This is a genomic window from Agromyces cucurbitae (assembly GCF_058349945.1).
In genome coordinates this window covers 227827-254148 of the sequence record NZ_JBYRES010000001.1, presented here as the reverse complement: position 1 = coordinate 254148, position 26322 = coordinate 227827, and the positions used below count along the sequence as shown (strand labels likewise).

General features: G+C 71.2%; 23 protein-coding genes and 1 tRNA gene. 12 read left to right on the top strand and 12 right to left on the bottom strand.

Annotated features, from left to right (window positions below; all coding sequences use genetic code 11):
- Nucleotides 1-97 precede the first annotated feature (97 nt).
- The 4 genes from AC3RJ6_RS01275 to AC3RJ6_RS01260 are packed head-to-tail and all read right to left on the bottom strand — an operon-like array spanning nt 98 to nt 5444.
- Nucleotides 98-1420, bottom strand: a complete 1323-nt coding sequence (locus AC3RJ6_RS01275) for a cytosine permease (protein ID WP_491425041.1) — start codon at nt 1418-1420, stop codon at nt 98-100.
- A gap of 15 nt (nt 1421-1435) precedes the next feature.
- Nucleotides 1436-2866 carry a YlbE family protein gene (locus AC3RJ6_RS01270; RefSeq protein ID WP_491425040.1) on the bottom strand — a complete coding sequence of 477 codons (1431 nt, stop codon included), beginning with the start codon at nt 2864-2866 and terminating at the stop codon, nt 1436-1438.
- A complete protein-coding gene (gene fdrA, locus AC3RJ6_RS01265) occupies nt 2863-4452 on the bottom strand; it encodes an acyl-CoA synthetase FdrA (protein WP_491425039.1) in 1590 nt (529 codons plus the stop codon). The genes AC3RJ6_RS01270 and fdrA overlap by 4 nt, the downstream gene beginning before the upstream one ends.
- An 11-nt stretch (nt 4453-4463) precedes the next feature.
- Nucleotides 4464-5444 (bottom strand): oxamate carbamoyltransferase subunit AllH family protein, encoded by a 981-nt coding sequence (locus AC3RJ6_RS01260; RefSeq protein WP_491425038.1) that lies wholly within the window; start codon nt 5442-5444, stop codon nt 4464-4466.
- 112 nt (nt 5445-5556) lie between these two features.
- On the opposite strand from AC3RJ6_RS01260, the gene arcC reads away from it, so the two are divergent.
- A complete protein-coding gene (gene arcC / locus AC3RJ6_RS01255; RefSeq protein ID WP_491425037.1) occupies nt 5557-6486 on the top strand; it encodes a carbamate kinase in 930 nt (309 codons plus the stop codon).
- A gap of 144 nt (nt 6487-6630) precedes the next feature.
- Here arcC and AC3RJ6_RS01250 read toward each other — a convergent pair whose 3' ends face one another.
- The gene (locus AC3RJ6_RS01250; RefSeq protein ID WP_491425036.1) at nt 6631-7305 is read right to left on the bottom strand and encodes a GntR family transcriptional regulator; all 675 of its coding nucleotides are present in this window, start codon (nt 7303-7305) and stop codon (nt 6631-6633) included.
- 61 nt (nt 7306-7366) lie between these two features.
- The gene (locus AC3RJ6_RS01245) at nt 7367-7876 is read right to left on the bottom strand and encodes a nucleoside deaminase (protein ID WP_491425035.1); all 510 of its coding nucleotides are present in this window, start codon (nt 7874-7876) and stop codon (nt 7367-7369) included.
- A 232-nt stretch (nt 7877-8108) separates the two neighbouring features.
- Here AC3RJ6_RS01245 and AC3RJ6_RS01240 point away from each other — a divergent pair, with 232 nt between their 5' ends.
- Nucleotides 8109-8705 (top strand): GNAT family N-acetyltransferase, encoded by a 597-nt coding sequence (locus AC3RJ6_RS01240; RefSeq protein ID WP_491425034.1) that lies wholly within the window; start codon nt 8109-8111, stop codon nt 8703-8705.
- 55 nt (nt 8706-8760) lie between these two features.
- Here the strand turns inward: AC3RJ6_RS01240 and AC3RJ6_RS01235 are convergent, their stop codons facing one another.
- Together AC3RJ6_RS01235 and AC3RJ6_RS01230 are read right to left on the bottom strand one after the other, a co-directional pair.
- On the bottom strand, nt 8761-10284 hold the full coding sequence (locus tag AC3RJ6_RS01235; protein WP_491425033.1) for an SPFH domain-containing protein: 1524 nt from the start codon (nt 10282-10284) through the stop codon (nt 8761-8763).
- Nucleotides 10285-10403: 119 nt separating this feature from the next.
- Nucleotides 10404-10907 (bottom strand): CGNR zinc finger domain-containing protein, encoded by a 504-nt coding sequence (locus AC3RJ6_RS01230; protein WP_491425032.1) that lies wholly within the window; start codon nt 10905-10907, stop codon nt 10404-10406.
- 140 nt (nt 10908-11047) lie between these two features.
- Here AC3RJ6_RS01230 and AC3RJ6_RS01225 point away from each other — a divergent pair, with 140 nt between their 5' ends.
- Nucleotides 11048-11881 carry an alpha/beta fold hydrolase gene (locus AC3RJ6_RS01225; RefSeq protein ID WP_491425031.1) on the top strand — a complete coding sequence of 278 codons (834 nt, stop codon included), beginning with the start codon at nt 11048-11050 and terminating at the stop codon, nt 11879-11881.
- Nucleotides 11882-11949: 68 nt separating this feature from the next.
- Here the strand turns inward: AC3RJ6_RS01225 and AC3RJ6_RS01220 are convergent.
- Nucleotides 11950-12033: transfer RNA gene (locus AC3RJ6_RS01220), tRNA-Leu, on the bottom strand.
- A gap of 335 nt (nt 12034-12368) precedes the next feature.
- Between AC3RJ6_RS01220 and AC3RJ6_RS01215 the strand changes: the two genes are divergently transcribed.
- The 9 genes from AC3RJ6_RS01215 (at nt 12369) to pknB (ending at nt 24636) form a co-directional block, all read left to right on the top strand.
- Nucleotides 12369-13148: an HAD family hydrolase gene (locus tag AC3RJ6_RS01215; RefSeq protein ID WP_491425030.1), complete on the top strand. Its 780-nt coding sequence runs from the start codon at nt 12369-12371 to the stop codon at nt 13146-13148.
- Nucleotides 13145-15664, top strand: a complete 2520-nt coding sequence (locus AC3RJ6_RS01210; protein ID WP_491425029.1) for a glycoside hydrolase family 65 protein — start codon at nt 13145-13147, stop codon at nt 15662-15664. Before AC3RJ6_RS01215 ends, AC3RJ6_RS01210 begins: the two co-directional genes overlap by 4 nt.
- A 65-nt stretch (nt 15665-15729) precedes the next feature.
- Nucleotides 15730-16464 (top strand): FHA domain-containing protein, encoded by a 735-nt coding sequence (locus AC3RJ6_RS01205; protein ID WP_491425028.1) that lies wholly within the window; start codon nt 15730-15732, stop codon nt 16462-16464.
- A complete protein-coding gene (locus AC3RJ6_RS01200; protein WP_491425027.1) occupies nt 16461-17018 on the top strand; it encodes an FHA domain-containing protein FhaB/FipA in 558 nt (185 codons plus the stop codon). The genes AC3RJ6_RS01205 and AC3RJ6_RS01200 overlap by 4 nt, the downstream gene beginning before the upstream one ends.
- A gap of 3 nt (nt 17019-17021) precedes the next feature.
- Complete coding sequence (locus AC3RJ6_RS01195; protein ID WP_491425026.1) at nt 17022-18254, top strand: PP2C family protein-serine/threonine phosphatase; 1233 nt, start codon at nt 17022-17024, stop codon at nt 18252-18254.
- Nucleotides 18255-18351: 97 nt separating this feature from the next.
- A complete protein-coding gene (locus AC3RJ6_RS01190; RefSeq protein WP_491426203.1) occupies nt 18352-19686 on the top strand; it encodes an FtsW/RodA/SpoVE family cell cycle protein in 1335 nt (444 codons plus the stop codon).
- Complete coding sequence (locus AC3RJ6_RS01185) at nt 19683-21137, top strand: peptidoglycan D,D-transpeptidase FtsI family protein (protein ID WP_491425025.1); 1455 nt, start codon at nt 19683-19685, stop codon at nt 21135-21137. The genes AC3RJ6_RS01190 and AC3RJ6_RS01185 overlap by 4 nt, the downstream gene beginning before the upstream one ends.
- Nucleotides 21134-22873, top strand: a complete 1740-nt coding sequence (locus tag AC3RJ6_RS01180; RefSeq protein ID WP_491425024.1) for a serine/threonine-protein kinase — start codon at nt 21134-21136, stop codon at nt 22871-22873. The genes AC3RJ6_RS01185 and AC3RJ6_RS01180 overlap by 4 nt, the downstream gene beginning before the upstream one ends.
- 68 nt (nt 22874-22941) lie before the next feature.
- Nucleotides 22942-24636, top strand: a complete 1695-nt coding sequence (gene pknB / locus AC3RJ6_RS01175) for a Stk1 family PASTA domain-containing Ser/Thr kinase (protein ID WP_491425022.1) — start codon at nt 22942-22944, stop codon at nt 24634-24636.
- Nucleotides 24637-24712: 76 nt separating this feature from the next.
- Here the strand turns inward: pknB and AC3RJ6_RS01170 are convergent, their stop codons facing one another.
- From AC3RJ6_RS01170 to AC3RJ6_RS01160, 3 genes are read right to left on the bottom strand one after another with little or no spacing between them, the layout of a single operon-like run.
- Entirely contained in the window at nt 24713-25354 is a 642-nt protein-coding gene (locus AC3RJ6_RS01170; protein ID WP_491425021.1) for an anthranilate synthase component II, read from the bottom strand.
- Entirely contained in the window at nt 25351-25524 is a 174-nt protein-coding gene (locus AC3RJ6_RS01165) for a hypothetical protein (protein WP_491426244.1), read from the bottom strand. Before AC3RJ6_RS01165 ends, AC3RJ6_RS01170 begins: the two co-directional genes overlap by 4 nt.
- Nucleotides 25512-26318: a class E sortase gene (locus tag AC3RJ6_RS01160; protein ID WP_491425020.1), complete on the bottom strand. Its 807-nt coding sequence runs from the start codon at nt 26316-26318 to the stop codon at nt 25512-25514. The genes AC3RJ6_RS01165 and AC3RJ6_RS01160 overlap by 13 nt, the downstream gene beginning before the upstream one ends.
- Nucleotides 26319-26322 lie beyond the last annotated feature (4 nt).

Sequence of the window (26322 nt, the reverse complement as noted above, 5' to 3'; positions counted from 1 at the left end):
CCATGCGTTCCAGGTCGACCGAGCGTCAACGCCGAAGGCCCGAGTTCCTCGCGTTCACGAGGCGCCCGGGCCCGAGGCATCCGGCTCGAATCGACCGTCAGGCCGTCGGCACCGCCTGCCGCGCACGCGACATCTCGATGACGAGGTATGCCGCGACGCCGACGACGAGGCCGACGACCGCGTCCGACAGGTACGGGGCCCAGAAGTGCGACGCGACCGCGGCGGCCGCGCCGATGCCCCATGCGACGAACGCGGTGCCGCGCACCTTCGTCTCCAGGCGGCCGGCGAGCCGCTTGCCGAGGATGATCTGGTCGGCGATGAGCACGCCGCCGAGCGGCGGCACCAGCACGCCGAGGAACGCGAGCCAGTTCACGAAGTAGTGCCACGCGCCGAGCAGCGCCACGACGACGCCGATCACGCCGAGGATGAGCGTCAGCACCCGCATCTTCGAGCGGGTCAGGTGCGACCAGCCGAGGGCACCGTTGTAGAGGCAGTGCGTGCAGACCGAACCGAGGTTGATCACGACGAACACGACGACGAGCGCGTTGAGCAGCGGGCTGTTCGCTCCCGTGAGGATGGGCGTGAAGTCGCCGCCGACGACCTCGGCCGAGGCGATCGCGCCCGCCGCGACGAGGATGCCGCCGCTCAGCTGCGCGATGAGGCTCGCGACCGGGAACGCGGTGACCGTGGCGAGCACCGCCTCCTTGCCGTTCTTCGACCAGCGGGTGAAGTCGGCCGTCATCGTGCCCGAGTCGGCGAACGTCGCCATGATCGCGGTGACCGCGACGCCGAAGGTCATCGCTCCCCCGCCGACGCCCGAGAAGCTCGTGATCTGCGAGAAGTCGGTCGTCTGCGAGGCGATCGCGATCGCGATGACCACGGCGATGATGAACAGCGGCGCGGCGATCGCGCCGAGCCATGAGAGCGCCTTGATGCCGAGGTAGGTCACGGCGATGAACGCGGCGCCCGCGATCGCGGCGACGAGGGTCTCGTTCCAGCCGAACGCCTGGTTGAGGCTCGCCCCCGTCGCGCCCGTGTTGAACGCGAACCAGCCGACGACGACCGTCGCGAGGAACCCCGAGGCGATGGCGTACCCGGCGGTGCCGAACGTCTCGGTGGCCTGCAGCGCGAAGCTCTTGCCGGTCTGGCCGGCGCGGTAGCTCAAGAGGCTCACGTAGACGAACATGATGAGGTTCGCCACGAGGATCGCCGCGACGCCCTGCCAGAACCCGAGCAGGGCGACGACGAGGCCGCCGGGAATCGCGTTCGTGAGGATCATCGGGAAGCCGAACCAGACGGCCGAGACCGTCAGCAACGACTTGCGGTGCGACTGCGGCACGGGCGTGTGCTCGAACTCCGACTCGAGCTCGATGCCGGTGTGCTGCTCTTCGGTGGTGCCGGTGGTGCCAGGTGTGGTCATCGTCGACGCTTCCGGTCAGTGCTCGCCGTAACGGGCGGCGAGCGCGGTGATCGCCTGGTCGAAGGCCTCGACCGGCGGGTGGGTGATGCCGGCGCCGATCATGCCGATGCCGGGCTCCTTGTGCGCGATCGCGGTGTTGATCACGGGCAGGATGCCGGTGGCCGCGACCTTGCGCACGTCGATGCCCGTCGGCAGGCCCTGGAAGCCGAGCGACGGGATCGTGAGGTTCGGGTTCTGCGTGGTGGTGATCTCGCCCATCTCTCGGGTGTAGGCCACCGCCTCCTCGACCGTGCCGCCGACGAGCGCGACGATCGCGGGCGCCGCGGCCATGGCGAATCCGCCGAAGCCGAAGGTCTCGGTGATCGCGCTGTCGCCGATGTCGAGGCCCGAGTCCTCGGGCTTGTAGCCCGCGAACATGGGGCCGACGACCTGCTGCGCCGGACCCGTGAACCACTCGCCGGGCAGACCCGCCACGCGGATGCCGTGCTCGACGCCGTTGCGCGCCATGGTCACGACGACGGTCGAGTACTCGACGCCGATCGCGGCGTCGAGCGCGGCCTTCGCGGTCGCCATCCAGGTCGGGCCCGAGAAGTAGTCCGAGCTCGCGATGAAGTCGAAGACCTCCTTCTTCTGCTCCACCGTGAAGCTCGTCTGCAGGAGGGCCGGCGCGAGCGCCTGGAACAGCAGCACGGTGCCCGCGTTGTTGCGGTTGTGCGCCTCGTCGCCCATGTGCAGTGCCTGCGCGAGCATGAGGCGCAGGTCGATCGGACCGCCGATCTCCATGGCCTCCTTCAGCATGGGGCCGAGCACGTCGCGCATCCAGACGAGGCGGTCGATGACCGACTGGTCGTTCGCCCCCATGCGCAGGATCTTCGCCATCTGCTCGGAGAGGTTCGTGTAGGCGTAGTTGCCGTGCGTCTCGTTGTGCACGATGTGCACGTACATCGACGCCGACGTGACGCCCGCCATCGAGCCGACCGACTGGTGCTCGTGGCACGGCGAGAAGGTGATACGGCCGGATGCCGCGACCTCGGCGGCCTCGTCGAGGTCGTTCGCGAGGCCCTCGAAGACGAGTGCGCCCGTCACGGCGCCCTTCATCGGGCCCGACATGCGCTCCCAGGTGATGGGCGGGCCCGCGTGCAGGATCGTCGTCGGCGTCATGCCAGGCACGACGTCGAGGGCGCGGCCGTAGCCGACGAGCATGGGCTTGGCGTCCTTGATGCGCTGCACGGCCTCGGCGTTCGCGGCCTCGATGCGCTCGGCGATCGCGGCGGGCTCGAGGGTGTCGAGCGCGGCGATGATCTCGGGGCGGCCGCCGCCCGGCGGCGTCCAGTCGAGGGTCGTCACCGCGGCGCCCTGGGCGGCGATGTCGTCCTCGAACATCTGGAGGCCGACGTTGACGACGTCGAGCTTCTGGTCGAAGAGGCTGGCGATGGGGGTGGTCATGCGCGGGTTCCTTCCAGGGCGGTCTCGGCGGCGGGCGCGGCCGCGGGCGCGGCCGACGCGAGCACCTCGGTGCCCCGCGCGATCGCGCGCGCGTACTGTCCGGTCTCGGTGCTCGATCGGGTCACGGTGACGCCCGCGGCCTCGAGCGCCGCGACCTGGGCGGCGAGGCCCGGCGTGTCGAGGTCGGTGCCGAGCACGTAGCCGACGATCTCGAGGTGGCGACCGTCGGCCGCGGCGATCGCCTTGGCCTCCTCGATCGCGGGAACGGTGACGCCGGCCGGGTCCTCGTGGGCGCCGAAGCCGAGCACGAAGTCCATGACGATCGCGGCGACGGTGGGGTCGGCCGCCTCCTCGACGAGGCGTGCGAGGCGCAGCGACGGGTCGATCATCGGGTGCGGGCGCCCGTTCGTGAAGTCGTCGTCGCCGAAGTCGAGGAAGGTGTGGCCGCGGCTCGGCTCGCCGGCGGCGAGCACGAACGCGGGGTCCTTCTGGATGTTGCTCCAGACCTCCTCGCCGGCGTTGAGCAGGGCGTACATCGACTCGTCGCACAGCGTGCCGCCCGCGAAGAGGCCGCGCACGTGGCGCTGGCCGTCGTCGAGTTGCGCGCGCACCGCGGCGACGCGGGCCGGGTCGAGCGCTTCGACCGTTGCGTCGGGCCGCCCGGCGAGGCGCACGGCCTGCAGCGCGGCATCCTGGCTCGACGCGGCGAAGTGGCCGCCCGCGGCGGCGACCGCCTGCTCGGAGCCGCCGATGAAGTAGACGACGACCGGCTTGCCGGCGCCGGCGATCTCGGCGAGCACCTGCTGCTCGACCGAAGGGTGCGGGGGCTTCGAGACGAGCACGATCGCCTCGGTCGCGGGATCGGCCGCGAGCGCGCGGATGCCGTCGATCATCATGATGCCGCCGACTTCGGCGCTGAGGTCGCGACCACCGGTGCCGATGAGCTGCGAGATGCCGCCGCCGAGGGCGTGGATGCGCACGCTGACCTCCTGGCTGCCGGTGCCCGACGCCGCGACGACGCCGATCGACCCCGGGCGCACGGCGTTGGCGAAGCAGAGGCCGACGTTGTTGATGATCGCCGTGCCGCAGTCGGGGCCCATCATGAGCAGGCCCTTCTCGTGGGCGAGCGTCTTGAGCGCGATCTCGGCCTCGACGGGCACGTTGTCGCTGAAGAGCATGACGTGCAGGCCGTTCTCGAGCGCCTTGCGCGCCTCGCGGGCGGCGTAGGCGCCGTTGACGGCGATGACGGCGAGGTTCGTGTCGGGGTCGGCGTCGACGGCCGCGCCGATGGTGCGGTGGCGGATGTCGGCCGCGCCGCCCGTCGGCGCCCTGCGCGTGAGCAGTTCCTCGATCTCGACGACGATCGCGTCGTGGTCGGCGCCGTCATGGCCGTCGACGACGATCATGAGGTCGCCGTTGCCGGCGCCCTCGAGCTCGGGCGTGAGCAGGCCGAGGTTCGACAGCACGCCCTTGTTCATCTCCGTGCCCATGGCGACGAAGGCCTGATTCACCCCGTCGATGCCGTTCGCCTTCGTCGAGATCGACATCAGCGAGACGGAATCGAAGTAGGTGTTCTTCTTGATCACAGACGTGACACTCAATGGGAACCTCTCAGTTCGCTTTCCAGTCGGAGCCCGGCGGCCGCGCCGGACAGGAGATCGGTCCCCGAGGTGTGACCGATACGGATGACGCGCAGCACCGCCGTGCGCACGGCGGGGTCGGCGACGGGGTCGACGTGGTCGAGGGCGGATGCCTCGAGCACGAGCCGAACGGCTGCGGCGATGTGCTCGCGTACGCGGCCGCGAGCGGCTTCGCGCACGGTGACCCGCGCGAGCGGGGTGGTCGCGTCGGGGGCTGCGGCGAGGCGGTCGAGCACGACCGCGGGGAACGCGCCGAGGCCCGTCGTCGACGCGGCGGCGACGTACGCCAGGCCCGCCACGAAGTCGTCGCCCGCGGGGGTGAGTCCCGGGCCGAGCCCGATGAGGGCGGCGAGTGCAGTGCGCATGCCCGCGTCGTCGCCGTCGCGGATCTCCGACACGAGTCGTTCGGAGCCGGCGGCGAGGGCCGCGGCGGCCGCAGCCTCGAAGGGCGTCAGCGCTTCGAGGTCGAGGACGGCGTCGCCCGCGGCATCCCCGCCGTCGCCCGCCGAGAGCCCGCTGGGCCGGCCCGCCTCGCGGACCAGTCGCTCGAGGCCCGCGGCCGCGCGGGCGAGCGCGGCGGCGTCGGCGCCGTCGAGCGGCGCGGGAGCGGCCTGCCAGGCGCTCGTGCGGTCGAAGGCGAGCTCGAGGGCGCCGACCGCGCAGCTGAGCCGCACGCCCGCGGTCGAGAACTCGACCGGGTCGCCGACGCGCGCACGGCCGACGAGCTCGCCGAAGCGGTCGATGCGCACGGTCCACGGGGCGTCGTCGATCGAGCGGTGCGCGAGGGCCACGAGCCCGTCGCCGTCGACCGACACGTTGATCACCCGGCGGAACACCGAGTGCACCCGGCCCGTGCGGGGACGCTCGGCGCTCCACGCCATGAGGGCGGCGTCGGCGGAGATCGCCGTCGATGCGGCGACCGTTGGCGCGATCAGCACGTGGCCTCCTGTCTTCGCCGCGCATCGCCCTGTCGGGGCATCGGCCGGCGTTCCCAACAGAATGGTATACCATCACCTGATGTCCAAGAGACCCAATTCGAGGAGGAAGCACATGCGCATCGTGGTTGCGCTCGGCGGAAACGCCCTCGCCCGCCGCGGCGAGCCCATGACCGCCGACCGTCTGCGCGCGAATGTCCGGGCCACGTGCCAGGCACTCGCCGGCCTGGCCCGCGAGCACGAGCTCGTCATCACGCACGGCAACGGCCCGCAGGTGGGCCTGCTCGCGCTGCAGAATCTGGCATACCAGGACGTCGCCGCCTACCCGCTCGACATCCTCGGCGCCGAGACCCAGGGCATGATCGGCTACGTCGTGCAGCAGGAGCTCTCGAACGCCCTCGCCGGCGAGCGCGAGGTCGCCGCCGTCGTCACGACGACCGTGGTCGACGAGCACGACCCCGCCTTCGAGCGGCCCACGAAGCTCATCGGCCCGACCTATTCGGCGCAGGACGCGGCCGAGGCCGCCGCCGAGTACCGCTGGACGATCGCCAAGGACGGCCACGCGTTCCGCCGGGTCGTGCCCTCGCCCGACCCCATCAGCATCGTGCAGTCGCCGCTCGTGCAGCAGCTGCTCGAGAGCGGCCGGCTCGTCGTGTGCGTCGGCGGCGGCGGCGTGCCCGTGAAGGTCGACGGCAAGGGCCGCCAGACCGGCATGCAGGCGGTCGTCGACAAGGACCTCGCGAGCGCGGCCCTCGCGGCCGAGCTGCACGCCGACACGCTCATCATGCTCACCGACGGCGACTACGTCAGCGAGAACTGGGGCACGCCCGAGCAGCGCGACATCCTCACCGCGTCGGCCGACGCGATCGCCGAGCTCGCGTTCGCCGAGGGGTCGATGAAGCCGAAGGTGGATGCCGCGATCCGCGTCGCCCGCGCCGGCGGCCGGGCACTCATCGGCCCGCTCGACCGGCTCGACGACCTGCTCGCGCGCAAGATCGGCACCGAGATCGTGCCGTCGCTCGACGAGGGCATCGTCTTCGCCTGAGCCGCCGATTCCGCTGGTTGAGGAGCGCGCGACGGAGTCGCACGCGTCTCGAAACCTGGTGACCCGGTCTCTGAAACCGGCTCACCGTGGTTTCGAGACGCGTCGCCGCTCCGCGTCGGCGCTCCTCAACCAGCGGAGGGTGGCCTACTCGACCGGCGCGGCGCCCAGCAGCGGGTCGTCCTCGCGCCAGGTGGGGTCGTCGAGGTACCTGATGTTGCCCATGTGCGCGAGGATCAGCGTGCTCACCCGGGCGACGTCGCGCTGCGCGATCGCCTCGTAGAGCGCCCCGTGCTCGCTCGCGACCCGGTCGAGGTCCTCGTGCTGCACGAGCAGCCACCTGATGCGGCTGCGCAGCAGCCCGTCGATCTCGAAGAGCAGGTCGTTGCCCGCGATCGACGTCACGGTCTCGTGGAAGTCGGCCGCCGCCCGGCGCGCCCGCGCGGCGTCGCCCGCCCGGGCGGCCTCGAGCTCGCGATCGAGCACCGCGCGCAAACGCTCGAGCCCCTCGCGCGTGCGCCGGTTCGCGGCGAGGCGGAACGTCAGCACCTCGAGCGCCGACCGCACCTCGTTGAGGTCGGCCACGTCGGCCGGCGTGAACTCGCGCACGACGGCCCACGTGCGCGGCCGCGGGGTCACGAGGCCCTCGGCGACGAGCGTCTTGAGCGCCTCGCGCACGGGCACGCGGCTCACCCCGAGCTCCTCGGCGAGGTCGCGTTCGACGAGCTTCGAACCGGGCAGGCGAACGCCGTCGAGGATCTCGTCGCGGATCCGACGGGTGACCCGCACCGACTCGGGCTCGAACACCTCGGTCGTACTCATGCGCACCATTGTTCCATTCGCCGTACGCCGAGCCGCGGCACCACCGGCGCGCGCTGCGGCGTCAGTCGCGATCGCCGGCTCCCGCGAAGCGGGCGTGCAGGGCGCGCAGTTCGTCGGCGAGCTCGGGCGCCGGTCCGGCGACGTCGATGCCGGGCGCGATCGCGCCGATCGGCAGCGCGGCGACGGGACCGTCGGGCAGCCCCCACGACCGGCGCCACTCGACGAGCTGCTCGGTGCTGCCCGCGTAGACGATGCGGCCGAGGCCGACCCACGCGTGCGCGGCCGAGCACATCGGGCAGTGCTCCCCCGACGTGTAGACCGTGCTCGCCGCACGTCGCTCGGGTGTGAGGTGCTCGGCGGCCCAGCGTGCGATCTCGAATTCGGGATGCCTCGTCTGGTCGCCGCCCGCGACGCGGTTGCGGTCCTCGAACAGCACGCGGCCCTCGGCGTCGACGATGAGTGAGCCGAACGGCTCGTCGCCGGCGTCGAGCGCCTCGCGTGCGAGGTCGACGCAGCGCCGCAGGTGGTCGAGGTCTGCCGCCGTCGGCGGCCGGGGGTCTCGTCGCGTCATCCGTTCGTCTCCTCTGCTCGGTGCCGTGCTCGCGGCGGCCGTGTGCTCGCGAGCGTAGCGATCGCGCGGAGGATGCGCGATCACCCGGCTCTGCCGCGACCCGGGACCTGGCGTCTCCGAACCGCGGCGCCCTCCGAATCCCCTCGGCGGCCGCGTCCGCGCCATCCTCCGCGCGTACGTCTGATGGTATACCAAATACCCGGGGAGGAGCATCCGTGCCAGCATGTTGTTCGTGCACCTCAGACTCGCCACCGACGCCGACGTCCCCGCCATCGCCGAGACCCTCGCCCTCGCGTTCGCCGACGATCCCGCGTGGGGTCCGATCCTGCGCCTGCGCGACGGCGACCCCGCCGACCTGCAGCGCTTCTGGGCGCCGTTCGTGCACGGCGCCCTGCGCCACGAGACCGTGTGGGTCGTCGACGACGGCGCATCGGTCGCGGTGTGGCTGCCGCCGGGCGGCGACGAGATGACCGAGGCCCAGCTCGCCGAGGTGCAGGCGTTCGTCGACGAGCGCCTCGACGACGAGCAGCGTCGCGCGTTCACCGAGATCTGGGAGGCGTTCGAGCACCACCACCCGGCCGAGCCGCCGCACATGTACCTCAGCCTGCTCGCGACCCATCCGTCGCGGCGCGGCGCGGGCCTCGCGCAGCAGATGCTCGCCGAGAACCTGCGCGAGTTCGCCGGGCAGGGTCTTCCGGCCTACCTCGAGTCGACGAACCCGCTCAACAACCCCCGCTACGAGCGGGCGGGCTTCCGCGTGGTCGGCGGCTTCCCGGCGCCGATCGGCGGCGGGCGGGTCGCGACGATGTGGTGCGACCTGCCCGGCTGACGCGACCGGGGCCGAGGATCCATCTGGATCACCCGGCCCGAATCGACGCGTCGCGTCAGCGCGTCGCGTCGGCGCCCCGCTCGTCGTCGGCCGCCTCGTCGATGAACGGCTCGAGCGAGTCGAGGCGGTCGGCGACCGGGCCCACGGCGGCGGCCAGCTGCGCACCGGCCGAGGCGACGGCGGCACCGACGGCCGCACCGTCGTGGTCGGCGGCCCGGGCCGCGGCGCCGCCGGCGGCTGCGCCGCCGATGATCGAGCCGAGCAGCTCGCGCAGGCCGACGCCCATGGTCGAGCTCAGCATCGCGTCGACCTCGGTGATGCCCGAAACGGCGTTCTTCGTGAGCTGCGAGGCGCCGTCGGTCGAGACGACCGTGAGCTGGTCGATGTTCGACATGGGCGCGGCGAGCTCGCGGGCGATGAGCGGCAGTGCGTCGATCACGCGCATCTGCAGCAGCGCCTCCGACTGCTGGGCGACCGCCTCGGCGGCGGCCTTCGTCGCGGCCGCCTCTGCGGCACCCTTCGCCTTGATCGCGTCGGCCTCGGCGAGACCCTCGGCCTTGAGCGCCTCCGCGGCCGCGGTGCGCGCGACCCGGTCGGCCTCGGCGGCGATGCGAACGGCCTCGGCCGCGGCATCCGCCTCGACCTTGACCTTGTAGGCCTGCGCGTCGGCGACGGCCTTGACCTCGGAGTCGAGCTCGGCTGCGCGCAGCGCCGCCTTCTTCTGGGCGGTGATCTCCTGCTGGGCGACGACCTCCTGCTGGGCGAGCGCCTCGGCGAGCGGGCGGGCCGCGGCCGCCTCGGCGGTCGCCTTGTCGGTCTCGCGCTGCAGCGCGGCCTTGCGCTGGGCGAGCTCGGCCTCGCGCTCGGCGACGGTCTGCTCGGCGGCGATCACGGCCTCGCGGGCGGCGCGCTGCGCCTCGGCCTCGGCGATCTCGGCCTGCTTGCGCACCTTCGCCTGCTCGGCGCGGCCGAGGTCGTCGATGTAGCCGTTGTTGTCGGAGATGCCCTTGATCTCGAACGAGTCGACGTCGAGGCCCTGGCTGAGCAGCGACTCGCGGGCGACGCCGAGCACCGCGGCCGAGAGCTCGTCGCGGCGGTTGATGATCGTGAGCACGTCGGTCGCACCGATCGAGGCGCGCAGCGAGCCCGACAGCACCTCCTGCGCGAAGATGTCGATGTTCTTGTCCTGCCCGAGGAAGCGCTGGGCGGCGGCGCGGATGGCGTCGGCCGAGTCGCCGACCTTCACGATCGCGACGGCGTCGACGTGCACGGTGATGCCGTTGTTCGTCTGCGCCTCGGCGCGGATCTCGATCGCGCGCGACCGCAGCGAGAGCTTGTGGGCCTTCTGGAAGAAGGGCATGATCCACACGCCCTGGCCGTGCACGACGCGCTGGCCCGACTCCTCCTTCTCGGCGCCGTCGACGACCCGGCGGCGCGAGCGCTTGCCGGTGACGACGATCGCCTCGTCGGGCGAGACGTTGCGGTACAGCACCTTCGCCCAGATCCACAGGACGATGACGACGACGATGACCAGGGTGATGATGCCGATGATCGGGGCAGCGGCGAAGAACTCGAGCACAGGTGTCCTCTCGGGCGGGTTCGGGTCGGGCGACGAGGCCCGCGCTCAAGAATGGCCGCCCGGCGCGACCCGCGCAACGGGCAGGTCTGCCCCGTTCCCCGGGCTCGGGAGGCTCGGCCTCAGACCGCCGCCTTCGCGTAATGCCGACGAGCCTTCTCGCGGTTGCCGCAGGTCTCCATCGAATGCCAGCGACGCGCGTTCGCACGGCTCGTGTCGATGAAGAAGTGCTGGCAGTCGGGCGCCGCGCAGGGGCGGATGCGCGAGCCCGACGGCGACTGCAGCGCGGCCCACTCGCGGATGGCTGCGCCGCCGACGCGGCGGCCGTCGGCGTCGCGATCGCGCCAGACGAGTCCGCCCTCGTCGGCGAGCTCGGGTCGCCGGCTCATCGCCGCCAGCCACGGTTCGAGCGCGTCCGGCGAGCGGGTGCCCCGCAGCACCGCGACGAGGGCGGTGCGCACCTCCCGGGCGTCGTCGAGGTCGGATGCCTCGGCGGGGGCGCCGTGCGCGCGCAGCCAGGCCGGCCCGCGCTCGTCGTCGAGCTCGTCGTCGACCCGATCGGCGTAGACGAGTCGCGAGTTGACGAGGTCGAGCAGCAGCCCTTCGGCCGGGGTGGGCTCGGTCATGACGACTCCTCGTGGTTCATCCGCTGTTCCCCTGATTCTAACTTGCATGGAATAGCGATGGGGTTATAGCGTTGCATCCGTCAGATCTAACCGGATCAACAGAACAGTCCAGTTAGTAGCGAGTCAGCCAGGAGGGCGCCATGTCGTACATCACCGTCGGAACCGAGAACTCCCAGAACATCGACCTCTACTACGAGGACCACGGCTCGGGCCAGCCGGTCGTGCTGATCCACGGCTACCCGCTCAGCGGCGCGTCGTGGGAGAAGCAGTCGGCCGCCCTCCTCGAGGCCGGCTACCGCGTGATCACCTACGACCGCCGCGGCTTCGGCAAGTCGAGCCGGCCCACCACCGGCTACGACTACGACACGTTCGCCCACGACCTGAAGGTCGTGCTCGAGACCCTCGAGCTGCGCGACGTCGTGCTCGTCGGCTTCTCGATGGGCACGGGCGAGCTCGGCCGCTACCTCGGCGCGTACGGCGGCGAGCGCATCGCGAAGGCCGCCTTCCTCGCCTCGCTCGAGCCGTACCTGCTGCAGGCCGACGACAACCCGACGGGTGTTCCGGCCGAGGTCTTCGCGGGCATCGAGCAGGCGGCGAAGGCCGACCGCTACGCCTGGTTCGACGACTTCTTCCAGAACTTCTACAACCTCGACGAGACGCTCGGCAGCCGCATCAGCGAGGCCGCCGTGCGTGCGAGCTGGAACACGGCGGCGAGCGCCTCGTGGTTCGCCTCCTCGGCGGTGGTGCAGTCGTGGCTCACCGACTTCCGCGACGACATCGCGAAGGTCGAGGTGCCGAGCCTGATCCTGCACGGCACGGCCGACCGCATCCTGCCGATCGACGCGACCGCCCGCGAGTTCGTCAAGCGACTCCCGTCGGCCGACTACGTCGAGATCGAGGGCGCGCCGCACGGCCTGCTCTGGACGCACGGCGACGAGGTCACCGAGGCGCTGCTCGCCTTCCTCGCGAAGTAGGCCAGACCGTCGGGGCTGCTCCCCGAAACGACGAAGAGCCCCCGCGACCGCGGGGGCTCTTCGTGTTGTGCGCGAGGGGGGACTTGAACCCCCACACCCTTGCGAGTACTGGCACCTGAAGCCAGCGCGTCTGCCAATTCCGCCACTCGCGCATGTGTGGTCGCACCGTAGTGCGTCCAACCACGAGAGCCTAACATCTCGCGGCCCACAACTCCATTCGGGGTGCGCTGCCGGATGCCACCGCTCGTCGCTCCGGGCTGGGATCCGGTCGGACACGCCGACGAATCGGCCCCCGACCGGGCGTGTCTCCGCCGATCCCAGCCCGGAGCGACGCCGGACGCCGGGGGGACCCACCCGGCCCCGACCCCCGAACCCTTGGCATCCCCTCCGAGTCGCGAACCGGTCTCGCGCCCGCCGCCCGGCCGGGAATAGCATCGGAATCCCGGGTACCGGCGCCCACCGACCGATGTGACGAAAGGAGCGCCCAGTGACCCAGACCTCCCGCCCCGACGACTCCTCCGCCGTCGCCGCTGCCGTCCGCGGCATCCGCGGCTGGCTCTTCGACCTCGACGGCGTGCTCACCCCGACGGCGATCGTGCACATGCACGCGTGGTCGCGGCTCTTCACGCCCTACCTCGAGGCGCACGGCGTCGCGCCGTACACCGATGCCGACTACTTCGCGTACATCGACGGCAAGCCGCGCTACGACGGCGTGCGGAGCCTGCTCGCCAGCCGCGGCATCCGCCTGCCCGAGGGCGATCCGACCGACTCCCCCGACGCCGACACGGTCTGCGGGCTCGGCAACCGCAAGAACGCCGCGTTCAACGAGACCCTGGCCGACGAGGGCGTCGCCCCGTATCCGGCGAGCGTCGCCTTCCTCGACGCGGTGCAGGGGGCCGGATGCCTCGTGGCCGTCGTCTCGAGCTCGAAGAACGCACCGTCCGTGCTCGAGGCCGCCGGCATCGCCGACCGGTTCGAGGTCGTCGTCGACGGCGCGGTCGCCGCCCGTGAGGGGCTTCCCGGCAAGCCCGCCCCCGACACCTACGAGCGGGCGGCCGAGTTGCTCGCCCTGCCGGTCGCCGAGTGCGCGGTCGTCGAAGACGCCGAGTCGGGCGTCACGTCGGGCGCCGCGGGCGGGTTCGGGCTCGTCGTCGGCGTCGACCGCGGCGTGGGCCGCGACTCGCTCCTCCGCCTCGGCGCCGACGTCGTGGTCGACGAGCTCGACGAACTGATCCCCGATCTCCAGAACAGGAAGGACGCCGAATGAGGTTCGCCGACGACGACCCCCTGAACCGCAGCCGGTTCCCCATCGACGAGTGGGCGCTCGTCGAGACCGAGTTCGGCGATGCCGACATGGGGCGCACCGAGACGCTGTTCGCCGTCGGCAACGGCTACCTGGGCCTTCGCGGCAACGTCGAGGAGGGCCGCGACGGCCACATGCACGGCACGTTCGTGAACGGGTTCCACGAGACGTGGCCGATCCGCCACGCCGAAGAGGCGTTCGGCTTCGCCCGCGTCGGGCAGACGATCGTCAACGCGCCCGACGCGAAGATCATCCGCCTCTACGTCGACGACGAGCCGCTCGTGCTCACCGAGGCCGAGCTGCTGAGCTACGAGCGGCGGCTCGACTTCCGGCTCGGCGCACTGAGCCGCTCGATCGAGTGGCGCACCCCGGCGGGCAAGCGCGTGCTCATCACGAGCCGGCGCATGACGAGCTTCACCGACCGCCACCTCGCCGTCGTCGACTACGAGGTCGAGTTGCTCGACGCCGACGCCGCGGTGACGATCTCGAGCCAGATCCTCAACCGCCAGGACGGCCGCGACGAGTACCGCTCGGGCGTGCAGCAGGAGGCGCAGACGCCCGGCGCCTTCGACCCGCGCAAGGCCGAGCAGTTCACCGACCGCGTGCTGCAGCCCCGCGTGAAGCGCGCCGAGGCCGGCCGTTACATGCTCGGCTACCAGTGCACGAACTCGGGCATGACGCTCGCCGTCGGCGCCGAGCACGCGATCACGACCGACAACCCGTTCACCGAGGCCGGCACCATCAGCGACGACCTCGCCAAGCACGTCTACCGGGTGCAGGCGAAGCGCGGCATGCCGATCCGCATCACGAAGACGATCAGCTACCACACGGCCCGCAAGGTGCCGGCGCGCGAGCTCGCCGACCGCTGCGACCGCACGCTCGACCGGGCCGCCGAGATCGGCACGGGCGAGCTCTTCGCGCAGCAGCGCTCGTGGCTCGACGACTTCTGGGCGCGCTCCGACGTCGAGATCGCCGAGCAGCCGATGCTGCAGCAGGCGACGCGCTGGAACCTCTTCCAGCTGGCCCAGGCGACGGCCCGCACCGACGGCGGCGGCGTCGCCGCGAAGGGCGTCTCGGGCTCCGGCTACGGCGGCCACTACTTCTGGGACTCGGAGATCTACGTCCTCCCCTTCCTCACCTACACGGCGCCGATCGTCGCGCGCAACGTGCTGCGCTTCCGCCAGCGCATGCTCGACGCCGCGCGGGCCCGCGCCCTCGAGCTCAACCAGCGCGGCGCCCTCTTCCCGTGGCGCACGATCAACGGCCTCGAGTCGAGCGCGTACTACGCGGCCGGCACCGCGCAGTACCACATCGACGCCGACATCGCCTACGCCCTCTGCCAGTACGTGGCGGCGACGGGCGACGACGACTTCCTCGGCCGGGGTGCGATCGACGTCCTCGTCGAGACGGCGCGCATGTGGGAGGACCTCGGCTTCTGGCGCTCGAACGCCGACGACGTGTTCCACATCCACGGCGTGACGGGCCCCGACGAGTACACGACCGTCGTCAACGACAACCTGTACACGAACGTCATGGCGCGGGCGAACCTCGCGGCCGCGGCATCCGCCGTCGACAACCTGCAGGTGGGCGACGCCGCCGCCTACCACCGCCTCGTCGACCGGCTCGGCGTCACCCCCTCCGAGGTCGCGAGCTGGCGCCGGGCGGCCGCGCACATGCACATCCCCTACGACGAGCAGCTCGGCATCCACCCGCAGGACTCCGCGTTCCTGCAGAAGGAGCTGTGGGACCTCGAGAACACGCCCGACGACCGCCGCCCGCTGCTGCTGCACTACCACCCGCTCGTCATCTACCGGTTCCAGGTGCTCAAGCAGGCCGACGTCGTGCTCGCGCTCTACCTGCAGGGCGACCGGTTCACGTCGGAGGCGAAGCGCGCGAACTTCGAGTACTACGACCCGCTGACCACGGGCGACTCGACCCTGTCGGCGGTCGTTCAGTCGATCATCGCGGCCGAGGTCGGCTATCACGAGCTCGCGATGCGGTACTTCCGCTCGGCGCTCTTCGTCGACCTCGCCGACCTGCACCACAATGCGGCCGACGGCGTGCACGTGGCATCCACCGGCGGCGTGTGGAGCGCGCTCGTCTCCGGCTTCGGCGGGTTCCGCGACCACGGCGGCCGGTTCACGTTCGACCCGCGCCTGCCCGACGGGTGGACGTCGCTCGTCTTCCGGCTCACGCTGCTCGGCACGCGCGTGCGCGTCGAGCTCACGCCCGAGGCGATCGCGTTCACGGTCGAGTCGGGCACGGCGGTCGCCGTCTCGGTGCGCGGCGCCGCGGTGACCGTGACCGCGGATGCCCCGGTGTCGGTGCCCCTCGACGGCCAAGGGCCCCGCCTCTACGGCTCGCCGACGATGCAGGATGTCGCGGGCACGCGCCGGGCCGACGGTACCCTGCTCACGGCATCGATCCCGACCCTGTCACTCGACGCGGACGACATCGAAACCGTCATCCCGATCGACTGATCCGGGGTGTTTCCAGCCGCTCGCGCTAACATGACGCGAAGTCAGACACCGGAATCGGGAGACCTGTGGGCCTACTGGACAACTTCGAGAAAGGTCTCGAGCGCGCCGTCAACGGCGCGTTCGCGAAGACCTTCCGTTCGGGGCTGCAACCGGTCGAGATCACCTCGGCGCTCAAGCGCGAGATCGACACGAAGGCGGCCGTGGTCTCCCGCGACCGCGTGCTGGTGCCCAACAACTTCACCGTGCGCATGTCGCCGACCGACCACGAGAAGATGGCCGGGCTCGGCCCTGCCCTCGTCGACGAGCTCGTCGACCTCGTGCAGAAGCACGCGGCGAGCCAGCACTTCCAGTTCGCGGGCGGCATCACCATCGCGCTGCGGGCCGACGAGGGGCTCAGCGTCGGCATGGTGCAGGTCGACTCGCAGAACGTGAAGGGCCAGGTCGCCTGGACCCCGGTGCTCGACGTCAACGGCAAGCGCTATCCGATCATCAAGGGGCGCACGGTCATCGGCCGCGGCTCCGAGGCCGACGTGACCCTCGACGACTCCGGCGCCTCGCGCCGGCACGCCGAGGTGCAATGGGACGGCTCGCGCGCCCGCGTGCGCGACCTCGGCTCGACGAACGGCACGCAGCTCGACGGCGCCCCCGTGAAGGAGGCCATCCTGCCCCCCGACTCCGTCATCACCATCGGGCGGTCGCGCATCGTCTTCCGCGTGCTCGCCCAGGCCGCCGGCGGCGGTTCGCCGGCACCGGCCACCCGCCGGCACGACATGGGCGGATTCTGGGGGCCGGCCGAATGAGCGAACTGACTCTCCTCGTCCTCCAGCTCGGATTCCTGCTGCTCCTGTGGGTGTTCATCTTCGCGATCGTCTACGCGCTGCGCAGCGACCTGTTCGGCCAGCGCGTGCGCAAGCTGCAACCCGACGCCGCCGCGGCGACGCAGCCCTCCGCGAGCTCGTTCCCGAGCTCCCCCGTCGCGGCCGCCCCCTCGGCGCCCTCGGCGCCGACCGAGGCCGTGACGACGCCGCAGTCCGGCGGCAACGGCGAGCTCGCCTCGAGCGACAACGCCCGGCGCCTCGTCATCACGAACGGCGCGAAGGCGGGCACCGAGTTCCCGCTCGGCACCGACGAGATCACGATCGGCCGGTCGAGCGACTCGGCGATCATCATCCGCGACGACTACACGTCGACCCACCACGCCCGGCTCATGCTGTGGAACGGCCGGTGGATGATCCAGGACCTCGACTCGACCAACGGCACCTTCCTCAACGGCTCCCGAGTGACCGTGCCGACGCCCATCCCGCTCGGAGCCACCGTCAAGGTCGGCGCGACGACGTTCGAGCTGCGGCGGTAGGCGATGCCGGCGGTCAAGGCGAGCGCAGCGGTCTCGCATGTCGGGCGCATCCGCTCGAACAACCAGGATTCCGGCTACGCCGGACGCCGGTTGTTCCTCGTCGCCGACGGCATGGGCGGACACGCGGGCGGCGACGTCGCGAGCGCGATCGCGACCCGGCACATCGCCGACGCCGACACCGACTACGCGAGCGCGCCCGAGGCCGCCGCGGCGCTCGAGGCCTCGCTGATCGCCGCGAACCGCCGCCTCGCCGAGACCGTGGCCGAGCACTCCGAGCTCACCGGCATGGGCACGACCGTGAGTGCGATGCTGCACCTCGGCGACCGCGTCGTGATCTCGCACATCGGCGACTCCCGCATCTACCTGCTGCGCTCGGGCGAGCTCAGCCAGATCTCGACCGACCACACCTTCGTGCAGCGCCTCGTCGACGCCGGCCGCATCACCGCCGAGGAGGCGATGGTGCACCCGCGCCGGTCGGTGCTCATGCGCGTGCTCGGCGACGTCGAGGCGTCGCCCGAGATCGACCAGATGGTGCTCGACACCCGCGAGGGCGACCGCTGGATGCTCTGCTCCGACGGGCTCTCGGGCGTCGTCGCGTTCGACGACATCCACGAGCTCATGTCGGCCGACGCGGGTGCGAAGCAGATCGCCGACCGGCTCGTGAAGGCCGCCCTCGACGGAGGCGCCCCCGACAACGTCACGGTCGTCGTCGTCGACGTCGGCGAGCCCGCCGCCCCCGCGACGCCGCCGCTCATCGTCGGCTCCGCCGCCGCCCCGCTCGCGTTCGGCGCCGCCGCCGAGCCCGTCAAGCCCCGTGGCATCCGCCTCACGCCGTTCCGCCCGCATCCGGTGCAGGAGACCCACTTCGAGCCCGACTCGGCCGACTACTTCGACGAGCTCATCGAAGAGGACGAGCGCCGCCATCGTCGTCGTCGCATCGTGTGGGGCGTCTGGATCGCGCTCTTCGTGGCCGCGATCGTCGCGGCCGTCGTGCTCGGCTACCAGTGGACGCAGACGCGCTACTACGTCGGCGAGTCGAACGGCCGCGTCGCGATCTACCAGGGCATCCAGCAGAACCTCGGGCCGATCTCGCTGCACGAGCTGCACCGCGAGACCGACATCGACGTGTCCGAGCTGCGCACCTACGACCAGCAGCGCGTCGAACAGACCATCAGCGCAGGATCCCTCGCCGAGGCATCCCAGATCGTGGAGCGATTGGAGGCGTCCCTTGACTGACCGCTCCGACCTCCCGACGCAGGGCGTCGTGACCGCCGGCGACGGCGGCACGCCCTCGAGGCCCGCCACGCCGCCGAGCGGCGTGCGCCGCATCCGGATGCCGCAGAAGCTGCGCAACCTCGAATTCTGGCTGCTCGCCGTGGCCTGCGTCATCAACGCCTCGGCGATCGTGCTCGTGCAGCTCGGCGCGCTCGGCCGCATCGACACGCAGCTCGTGCTGCTCGGCGCGGGCCTCTCGGCCCTCGTGTTCGGCCTGCACTTCGCGATGCGGTTCGTCGCCCGCGACGCCGACCCGTTCCTGCTGCCGATCGCGACCGTGCTCAACGGCCTCGGCATCGCGATGATCTACCGCATCGACATCGCCGAAGGAGACGCGGGCTGGGAGAGCGCGGCGGTGCGCCAGATCGTGTGGAGCGCGATCGCGATCATCTCCGCGATCGTCGTGATCATGGTGATCCGCAACCACCGCGTGCTGTTCAAGTACATGTACCTCTCGGGGCTCGTCGCGATCGTGCTGCTGCTCCTGCCGCTCATCCCCGGCCTCGGCCGCGAGGTCTACGGCGCACGGGTGTGGATCGGCATCGGCGACATCGCGACCTTCCAGCCCGGTGAGATCGCGAAGATCGCCCTCGCCGTGTTCTTCGCCGGCTACCTCGTGCGCAACCGCGACTCGCTGTCGATGGTGGGCACGAAGTTCCTCGGCATGAAGTTCCCGCGGGCGCGCGACCTCGGGCCGCTGCTCGTGGTCTGGGCGCTCTCGATGGCGGTCATCGTCTTCCAGCGCGACCTCGGCACGGCCCTCCTCTACTTCGGGCTCTTCCTCGTCATGCTCTACGTCGCGACGAGCCGCATCTCATGGGTCGTGCTCGGCCTCTCACTGTTCTTCGCCGGTGCGATCATCGCGAGCCAGACCCTCGACTACGTCGGCAACCGCTTCGCGAACTGGCTCGACCCGTTCGCCGACGACCGGTTCACCGCCGAGGTCGGCGGCAGCTACCAGCTCGTGCAGGGCCTGTTCGGACTCGCGAACGGCGGCCTCATCGGCACCGGGTGGGGCCAGGGCCGGCCCGACATCACGCCCGTCGCGCAGAGCGACTACATCATGGCGTCCCTCGGCGAGGAGCTCGGCCTCGCCGGCGTCTTCGCCATCCTCTCGCTGTACCTGCTGTTCGTCGCCCGCGGCTTCCGCATCGGCTTCGCCGGCCAGGACGACTTCGGCAAGCTGCTCGGCGTCGGCCTCGCGTTCGTCGTGGCGCTGCAGGTGTTCATCGTCGTCGGCGGCGTGACGCGGGTCATCCCGCTCACCGGCCTCACGACGCCGTTCCTCGCGGCCGGCGGTTCGTCGCTCGTCGCCAACTGGATGATCGTCGCGCTGCTGCTGCGCCTGTCCGATACGGTTCGCAACCACCCGAGGCTGGTGATCGACGGATGAACCGCGAACTCAAGCGGGTCTCGGTGCTCGCCCTCGCCATGTTCCTGACGCTGCTCGTCGCCACGACGCTCATCCAGTTCGTCTCGGCCGACTCGCTCGCCGCCGACCCGCGCAACTCCCGCACGCTGTACGAGAGCTACTCGGTCGAGCGCGGCCCCATCCTCGTCAAGGGCGACCCCATCGCCTACTCCGAGCCGTCGAACGACTTCTACCGCTTCCAGCGGGTGTACTCGAACGGGCCGCTCTACGCCCCGGTCACCGGGTACATCCCCGTCAACGGCGAGGCCACGGGCCTCGAGCGCTCGCTCAACGACTACCTGAGCGGCCAGTCGTCGAGCCAGTTCTTCGACCAGCTCAACCGCCTCATCTCCGGCCAGGACCCGATGGGCGCCTCGGTCGAGGTCGCGATCGACCCGGTCGCGCAGCAGGCCGCGTGGGACGCCCTCGGCGACTACACGGGCGCCGTCATCCTCACGGAGCCGTCGACGGGCCGCATCCTCGCCATGGTCACGAAGCCGACGTACGACCCCAACGCGCTCGCGGTGCACGACGGCGAGCAGGTGCAGGCGACCTACGACGCCCTCGTCGAGGACCCCAGCAACCCGCTGTACAACCGCGCCACCGGCGGCGACATGAACCCGCCCGGGTCGGTCTTCAAGCTCGTCGTCACCGCCGCGGCGCTCGAGTCGGGCAAGTACACCCCCGAGTCGACCTTCCCCAACCCCGGCGAGTTCACCCTGCCGGGCTCGACCTCGGTCGTGCGCAACTCGGGCGGCGGCACGTGCGGTCCCGGCGCGACCGTGACGCTCGCCGACGCGCTGCGGCTCTCGTGCAACATCCCGTTCGCCGAGCTCGGCATCGAACTGGGAGACAACGCGATCCGCGACCAGGCCGAGAAGTTCGGCTTCGACCACGAGTTCGAGATCCCGACGGGCACCGAGCCGAGCATCTACCCGCAGGGACTCGACGACGCGCAGACCGCGCTCACCGCATTCGGCCAGGGCGACGTGCGGGCGACCCCCATGCAGATGGCCATGGTGTCGGCCGCGATCGCCAACGGCGGCATCGTGATGAACCCCAACCTCGTGGACCAGATCACGGCCCCAGACTTCCGTCCGCTGCAGGAGTTCCAGGCGACCGAGTACGGCCGGGCGATCAGCGAGGAGACGGCCCGCACCATGGTGCAGATGATGGTGAACGGCGTCGAGAACGGTGCCGCGAGTAATGCAAGAATAGACGGCGTCAGCGTGGCCGGTAAGACCGGAACAGCGGAGAACGGCGAGGATGACCCGTATACCTTGTGGTTCACCGGATTCGCCCCCGCCGACAACCCTCAGTACGCGATCACGGTACTCGTGGAAGACGGCGGAGGAATGGGCCAGGAGGGGTACGGCAATCTGATTGCCGCACCCGTTGCAAAGCAGGTACTAGAGGCGGTGCTGAACAAATGAGACCGAGCGCAGGGCTCACCTTCGGGGGGCGCTACGAACTGCAATCCCGCATCGCGATCGGCGGGATGGGCGAGGTGTGGCAGGCCACCGACCTCGTGATCGGCCGACAGGTCGCCATCAAGATCCTCAAGGACGAGTACCTCGGCGACCCCGGCTTCCTCGAGCGGTTCCGCGCCGAGGCCCGCCATGCCGCCCTCGTCAACCACGAGGGCATCGCGAACGTCTTCGACTACGGCGAAGAAGAGGGCAGCGCCTACCTCGTCATGGAGCTCGTGCCCGGCGAGGCCCTGTCGACGATCCTCGAGCGCGAGCACGTGCTCTCGACCGACAAGGTGCTCGACATCGTCGCGCAGACCGCCGCGGCGCTGCAGGCGGCCCACGCGGCCGGCCTCGTGCACCGCGACATCAAGCCCGGCAACCTGCTCATCACGCCCGACGGGCGCGTCAAGATCACCGACTTCGGCATCGCGCGCATCGCCGACCAGGTGCCGCTGACCGCGACCGGCCAGGTCATGGGCACGGTGCAGTACCTCTCGCCCGAGCAGGCCTCGGGCCACCCGGCATCGCCGACGACCGACATCTACTCGCTCGGCATCGTCGCCTACGAGGCGCTCGCGGGCCGTCGCCCGTTCACGGGCGAGTCGCAGGTCGCGATCGCCATGGCGCAGATCAACGAGACGCCGCCCGACCTCCCGGTCACGGTGTCCGAGCCGGTGCGCAACCTCGTCTACTCGTGCATCGCGAAGAACCCGGCCGACCGTCCGCAGTCGGCGGCGCACCTCGCCCGTGCGGCGACCGCGCTGCGCCGCGGCGACGTGCAGGGTGCCGCAGCGGCCGTGCCCGCGGTGCTCGGCGCCGCCGGCCTCACCGCCGCGACGATGCTCATGCCGGCCGCCGGCGCCACCGCCGCGACGACGGTGCTGCCCACGGCGGCGCCCGAAGGCGACGGCGAGGGCGAAGAAGAGGGCGAGAAGAAGAAGCGCAGCCCGTGGACGTGGCCGCTCATCGCGCTCATCGCCCTGCTCGCGATCGTGCTCATCGGCACGATCATCGCGCTCGCGCTCAACTCGGGCCAGAAGGACCCGGCGAAGACGACGTCCACGAAGACGCCGCCGACCACCCAGTCGCAGACCCCGACCGAGGCTCCGCCGACGAGCGAGGCGCCCACGACGGCGCAGATCACCGCCGCCGACTACATCGGCCTCTCCGTCGACGACGCGCGCGCGAAGCTCGAGAGCCTCGACATGGTCGCGAACGCCGTCGAGGGCAACGCCGCGACCGACCCGGGCCAGGTCGGCACCGTCTACGACGTGAACCCGACCGGCCCCGTGCCGATCGGCTCCGAGGTGACGATCACCTACTACGCCGCCGTCGAGCAGCCGGCCGCGCCCTCGGCGCCGACGGTGCCCGCGACCGTGACCCCCGACGAGGAGTTCACGGTGTCGTGGAGCCGGGCGCAGTGCCCCGCCGGCCAGAACCTCTCGGGGTACTCGCTGACCGTCGACGGCCCCGCGGCCGGCCAGCAGCTGCAGTTCGACTCGAACACGACCGAGGCGAAGCTGAAGGTCAACGGCGACGCGACCGACGGCGCGGCGATCAACGTCTCGTACGTGTACTTCTGCGGCCAGACGAGCTCGCCGGCATCGCCCGCCGGCACCAGCACCGTCTCGGCACCGCCGGCCACCGAAGAACCCGAAGCCGGCGGCGACGGCGGAGGCACCGGCATCGCCGGTTGACCGCCGACCGAGGCATCCACGACCCAGCACAGACGACCCGGCCGAGCCGATGAAGGGAGCCGCACACCGTGAACGATGAAGGACGCGTCCTCGCCGGACGGTACCGCGTGGGCGCCCTCATCGGCCGCGGCGGCATGTCCGACGTGCACGTCGGCACCGACACGAGGCTCGGCCGGCAGGTCGCCGTCAAGCTGCTGAAGCCGCAGCTCGCGACCGACCCCGCGTTCCGCATGCGGTTCCGCCAGGAGGCGCAGTCGGCCGCGCGCATGGCGCACCCGACGATCGTGCGCGTCTTCGACGCCGGCGAAGAGACCGTGGTGGATGCCTCGGGCCACGAGGTGCAGCTGCCGTTCATCGTCATGGAGTTCGTCGAGGGGCGCCTGCTCAAGGACATCATCCACGACGGGCCGCTCGAGCCGGCCGCCGCGGTGCGCGTCATCGACGGCGTGCTGACGGCGCTCGAGTACTCGCACCGCGCGGGCGTCGTGCACCGCGACATCAAGCCGGGCAACATCATGATCACGACGACCGGCCAGGTCAAGGTCATGGACTTCGGCATCGCCCGCGCGGTCTCCGACTCCTCGACGACGGTCGCGCAGACGACCGCGATCCTCGGCACCGCCTCGTACTTCTCGCCCGAGCAGGCGAAGGGCGAGACCGTCGACGCACGCACCGACCTGTACTCGACGGGTGTCGTGCTGTTCGAGTTGCTCACCGGCCGGCCGCCGTTCCGCGGCGACACCCCGGTCGCGGTCGCGTACCAGCACGTGAGCGAACGGCCGGTCAAGCCGAGCGTCATCAACCCCAAGGTGTCGCCCGCGCTCGACACGGTCGTCATGCGCGCCCTCGCGAAGAACCGCGACCAGCGTTACCAGACCGCGGTGGAGTTCCGTGCCGACGTCGACACGGCCGCAGCCGGTCGCGTGCCGGTGCACCGCGAACCCGACCAGGCCACGATGCTCTTCGGTGCGCCGACGGCGTCGCTCTCGAGCTCCGAGCTCGCGCTCCGCCAGCTCACCGAGGACGAGACGATGTCGCGCACCCAGCGCCGGCCTCCGGCGATCTGGATCTGGTCGGGCATCATCGGCGTCATCGTGATCGTCATCGCGGTCATGTACTGGGCGTTCAACCTGCAGCCGACGCAGGAGATCCCGTCGAGCGCCCGCAAGGTGCCCGCCGTCGCCGGCATGACCTACGAGCAGGCCGTCGAAGAGTTGCAGAAGCTCGGCCTGCCCGCGACCGAGGTCGACCAGACCAGTGAGACGGTACCGGCCGACCAGGTGATCGGCACCGAGCCGGCCGAGGGCGAGATCGTCGAGCCCGGCCAGGCGATCACCGTCTTCGTGTCGACCGGCCGCGAGGCGGTCACGGTGCCCGACACGGTCAACATGTCGCTCGCCGACGCCCAGAAGGCGCTGACCGACGCCGGGCTCGTCGCGGGCAAGGAGACGCGCACGAACTCCCCGACCGTGCCCGCCGACGTCGTGATCTCGACGAACCCCGAGGCCGGCAAGTCGGTCGAGAAGGGGTCGACCGTCGAGTTCACGCTCTCGAACGGCAAGGTCGAGATGCCCGACGTCACCGGGGTGTCGCTCGACGCCGCGATGGGGCTGCTCACCGACGATGCCCACCAGCTCGCGGTGCAGACCGTGCAGGACACGTCGTGCCCCACGAAGGAGGGCTCGCCCATCACCCACCAGTCGGTGGCGCCCGGCGAGGTCGAACAGGGCTCCGAGGTCGAGCTGACCTACTGCGCGGGCTGAGCGCCGGTTCAGGCGTTCGCGCGCACGGGCGCGTCGGGCTCCCATGCCGCCGCACCGGCGGGCCGGGCGCTCGTGTTCAGGCGCTCGCGCGGACGAGCGGGCTCAGGTGCTCGGCGCGCTCGCGCGCCTCAGGCAGGCCGGCGACGGCGAGCCAGTTGCCGAGCATGCGGTAGCCGCCCTCGGTGAGCACCGACTCGGGGTGGAACTGCACGCCGAAGATCGGAGCCTCGACATGGCGCAAGCCCATGATCACGCCGCCCTGCGTGCGGCTCGTGACGACGAGCGAGGGCGGCAGCGTGCCGTCGACGACCGCGAGCGAGTGGTAGCGGGTCGCGGTGAACGGCTGGGGCACGCCCTCGTAGAACGAGCTGCCGTCGTGCTCGATGCGGGAGGTCTTGCCGTGCATGAGCTCTTCGGCGTTCGTGACGACGCCGCCGAACGCCTCGGCGATCGCCTGGTGGCCGAGGCACACGCCGAGGATCGGCTGCCCGCTCGCGAGCGCGGCCTCGACGACCGGGATCGACACCCCCGCGTCGGCGGGCTTGCCCGGGCCGGGAGAGACGAGCACGCCGTCGTACTCGGCGATGCGCGCCGGCACGTCGGCCGCCGCGAAGTCGTCGTTGCGCACGACCTCGGTCTCGGCGCCGAGCTCGCGCAGGTACCCGTTGAGGGTGTACACGAAGCTGTCGTAGTTGTCGATGACGAGGATGCGGGTCATTGCTCCACCGTGACGTTGATCGGATTGAGGATCGAGTCGACCCAGGGGAAGACCCACGTGAACAGCGCGAACACGACCGCCGCGGCGAGGATCAGCAGCAGGATGATGCGCAGCCACACCGGGCCGGGCAGGACGCGCCAGAGCGCCGCGTACATGGTCAGTTCCCCCATTCGGCGACGACCGAGGCGATCTCGGCGGGCGGGTTGTCGGCGCCCGGCTGCCACGACTCGAGCACGCCGTAGGCGATGATGCGCTCGGCCGTGGAGTAGAGCGGGTTGCAGCTCGTGAGCGTGATGATGCGGTCGGTGGGCGCGATCTCGGGGTGGTGCGGCACGGGTGCGAGCACCTCGCTCGTCGCCGGGGTCACGTACTCGAAGTCGCGGAACCGGTACGTGTACCAGCCGTCCTTCGTCTGGATGTAGATCGCGTCGCCGAGCTGGAGCTGCTCGATCTCGTGCATGCCGCCGCCGTAGGCGCTGCGGTGCGAGGCGATCGCGAAGTTGCCGACCTCACCGGGCATCTGCGTCGTCGGGTAGTGCCCGATGCCCTGTTCGAAGCTGTTGAGCACGTCGAGCCCGTAGCCCTGCGCGATGTTGCGCACCGAGTCGTGCGTACCGGGGGTGTCGAAGCGCGGCACGTACATCACCGCGAACGACTCGCCGTTGCCGTATTCGGTGGTGTCGACGACGGGTTCGCCGGGGTCGGGGGTCGGCGCCGGGGCGGGTTCGTCGCCGCGCTCGGCACGCGCCGCCTCGGCCCAGTCGGCGCTCTGCTGGCCGGCCGCCTGCGACTGCTGGGTGTTCATGATCGCGTCGTTCCACCACAGCTGCCAGCCGAGGAACAGCAGGATGAGCACGCCCGCGGTGAGGAGCAGTTCGCCGAGCACGCCGACCACGCTCACGCGATGGCGCTCGCGCGATGCGCGCCGCGCGGCGCGCCGGCCGTCGGGAAGCGACTCGGACATACCG

Coding starts and splice junctions, on each gene's coding strand:
- AC3RJ6_RS01230 (WP_491425032.1), bottom strand. CDS start 10,907: ATGACCGAGCCCACCCCGGCCGAAGGGCTGCTGCTCGACCTCGTCAAC.
- AC3RJ6_RS01245 (WP_491425035.1), bottom strand. CDS start 7,876: ATGACGCGACGAGACCCCCGGCCGCCGACGGCGGCAGACCTCGACCAC.
- AC3RJ6_RS01275 (WP_491425041.1), bottom strand. CDS start 1,420: ATGACCACACCTGGCACCACCGGCACCACCGAAGAGCAGCACACCGGC.
- AC3RJ6_RS01270 (WP_491425040.1), bottom strand. CDS start 2,866: ATGACCACCCCCATCGCCAGCCTCTTCGACCAGAAGCTCGACGTCGTC.
- AC3RJ6_RS01200 (WP_491425027.1), top strand. CDS start 16,461: ATGAGCGAACTGACTCTCCTCGTCCTCCAGCTCGGATTCCTGCTGCTC.
- AC3RJ6_RS01170 (WP_491425021.1), bottom strand. CDS start 25,354: ATGACCCGCATCCTCGTCATCGACAACTACGACAGCTTCGTGTACACC.
- AC3RJ6_RS01250 (WP_491425036.1), bottom strand. CDS start 7,305: ATGAGTACGACCGAGGTGTTCGAGCCCGAGTCGGTGCGGGTCACCCGT.
- AC3RJ6_RS01190 (WP_491426203.1), top strand. CDS start 18,352: ATGCCGCAGAAGCTGCGCAACCTCGAATTCTGGCTGCTCGCCGTGGCC.
- AC3RJ6_RS01210 (WP_491425029.1), top strand. CDS start 13,145: ATGAGGTTCGCCGACGACGACCCCCTGAACCGCAGCCGGTTCCCCATC.
- AC3RJ6_RS01185 (WP_491425025.1), top strand. CDS start 19,683: ATGAACCGCGAACTCAAGCGGGTCTCGGTGCTCGCCCTCGCCATGTTC.
- AC3RJ6_RS01165 (WP_491426244.1), bottom strand. CDS start 25,524: ATGGGGGAACTGACCATGTACGCGGCGCTCTGGCGCGTCCTGCCCGGC.
- AC3RJ6_RS01160 (WP_491425020.1), bottom strand. CDS start 26,318: ATGTCCGAGTCGCTTCCCGACGGCCGGCGCGCCGCGCGGCGCGCATCG.
- AC3RJ6_RS01180 (WP_491425024.1), top strand. CDS start 21,134: ATGAGACCGAGCGCAGGGCTCACCTTCGGGGGGCGCTACGAACTGCAA.
- arcC (WP_491425037.1), top strand. CDS start 5,557: ATGCGCATCGTGGTTGCGCTCGGCGGAAACGCCCTCGCCCGCCGCGGC.
- AC3RJ6_RS01225 (WP_491425031.1), top strand. CDS start 11,048: ATGTCGTACATCACCGTCGGAACCGAGAACTCCCAGAACATCGACCTC.
- AC3RJ6_RS01195 (WP_491425026.1), top strand. CDS start 17,022: ATGCCGGCGGTCAAGGCGAGCGCAGCGGTCTCGCATGTCGGGCGCATC.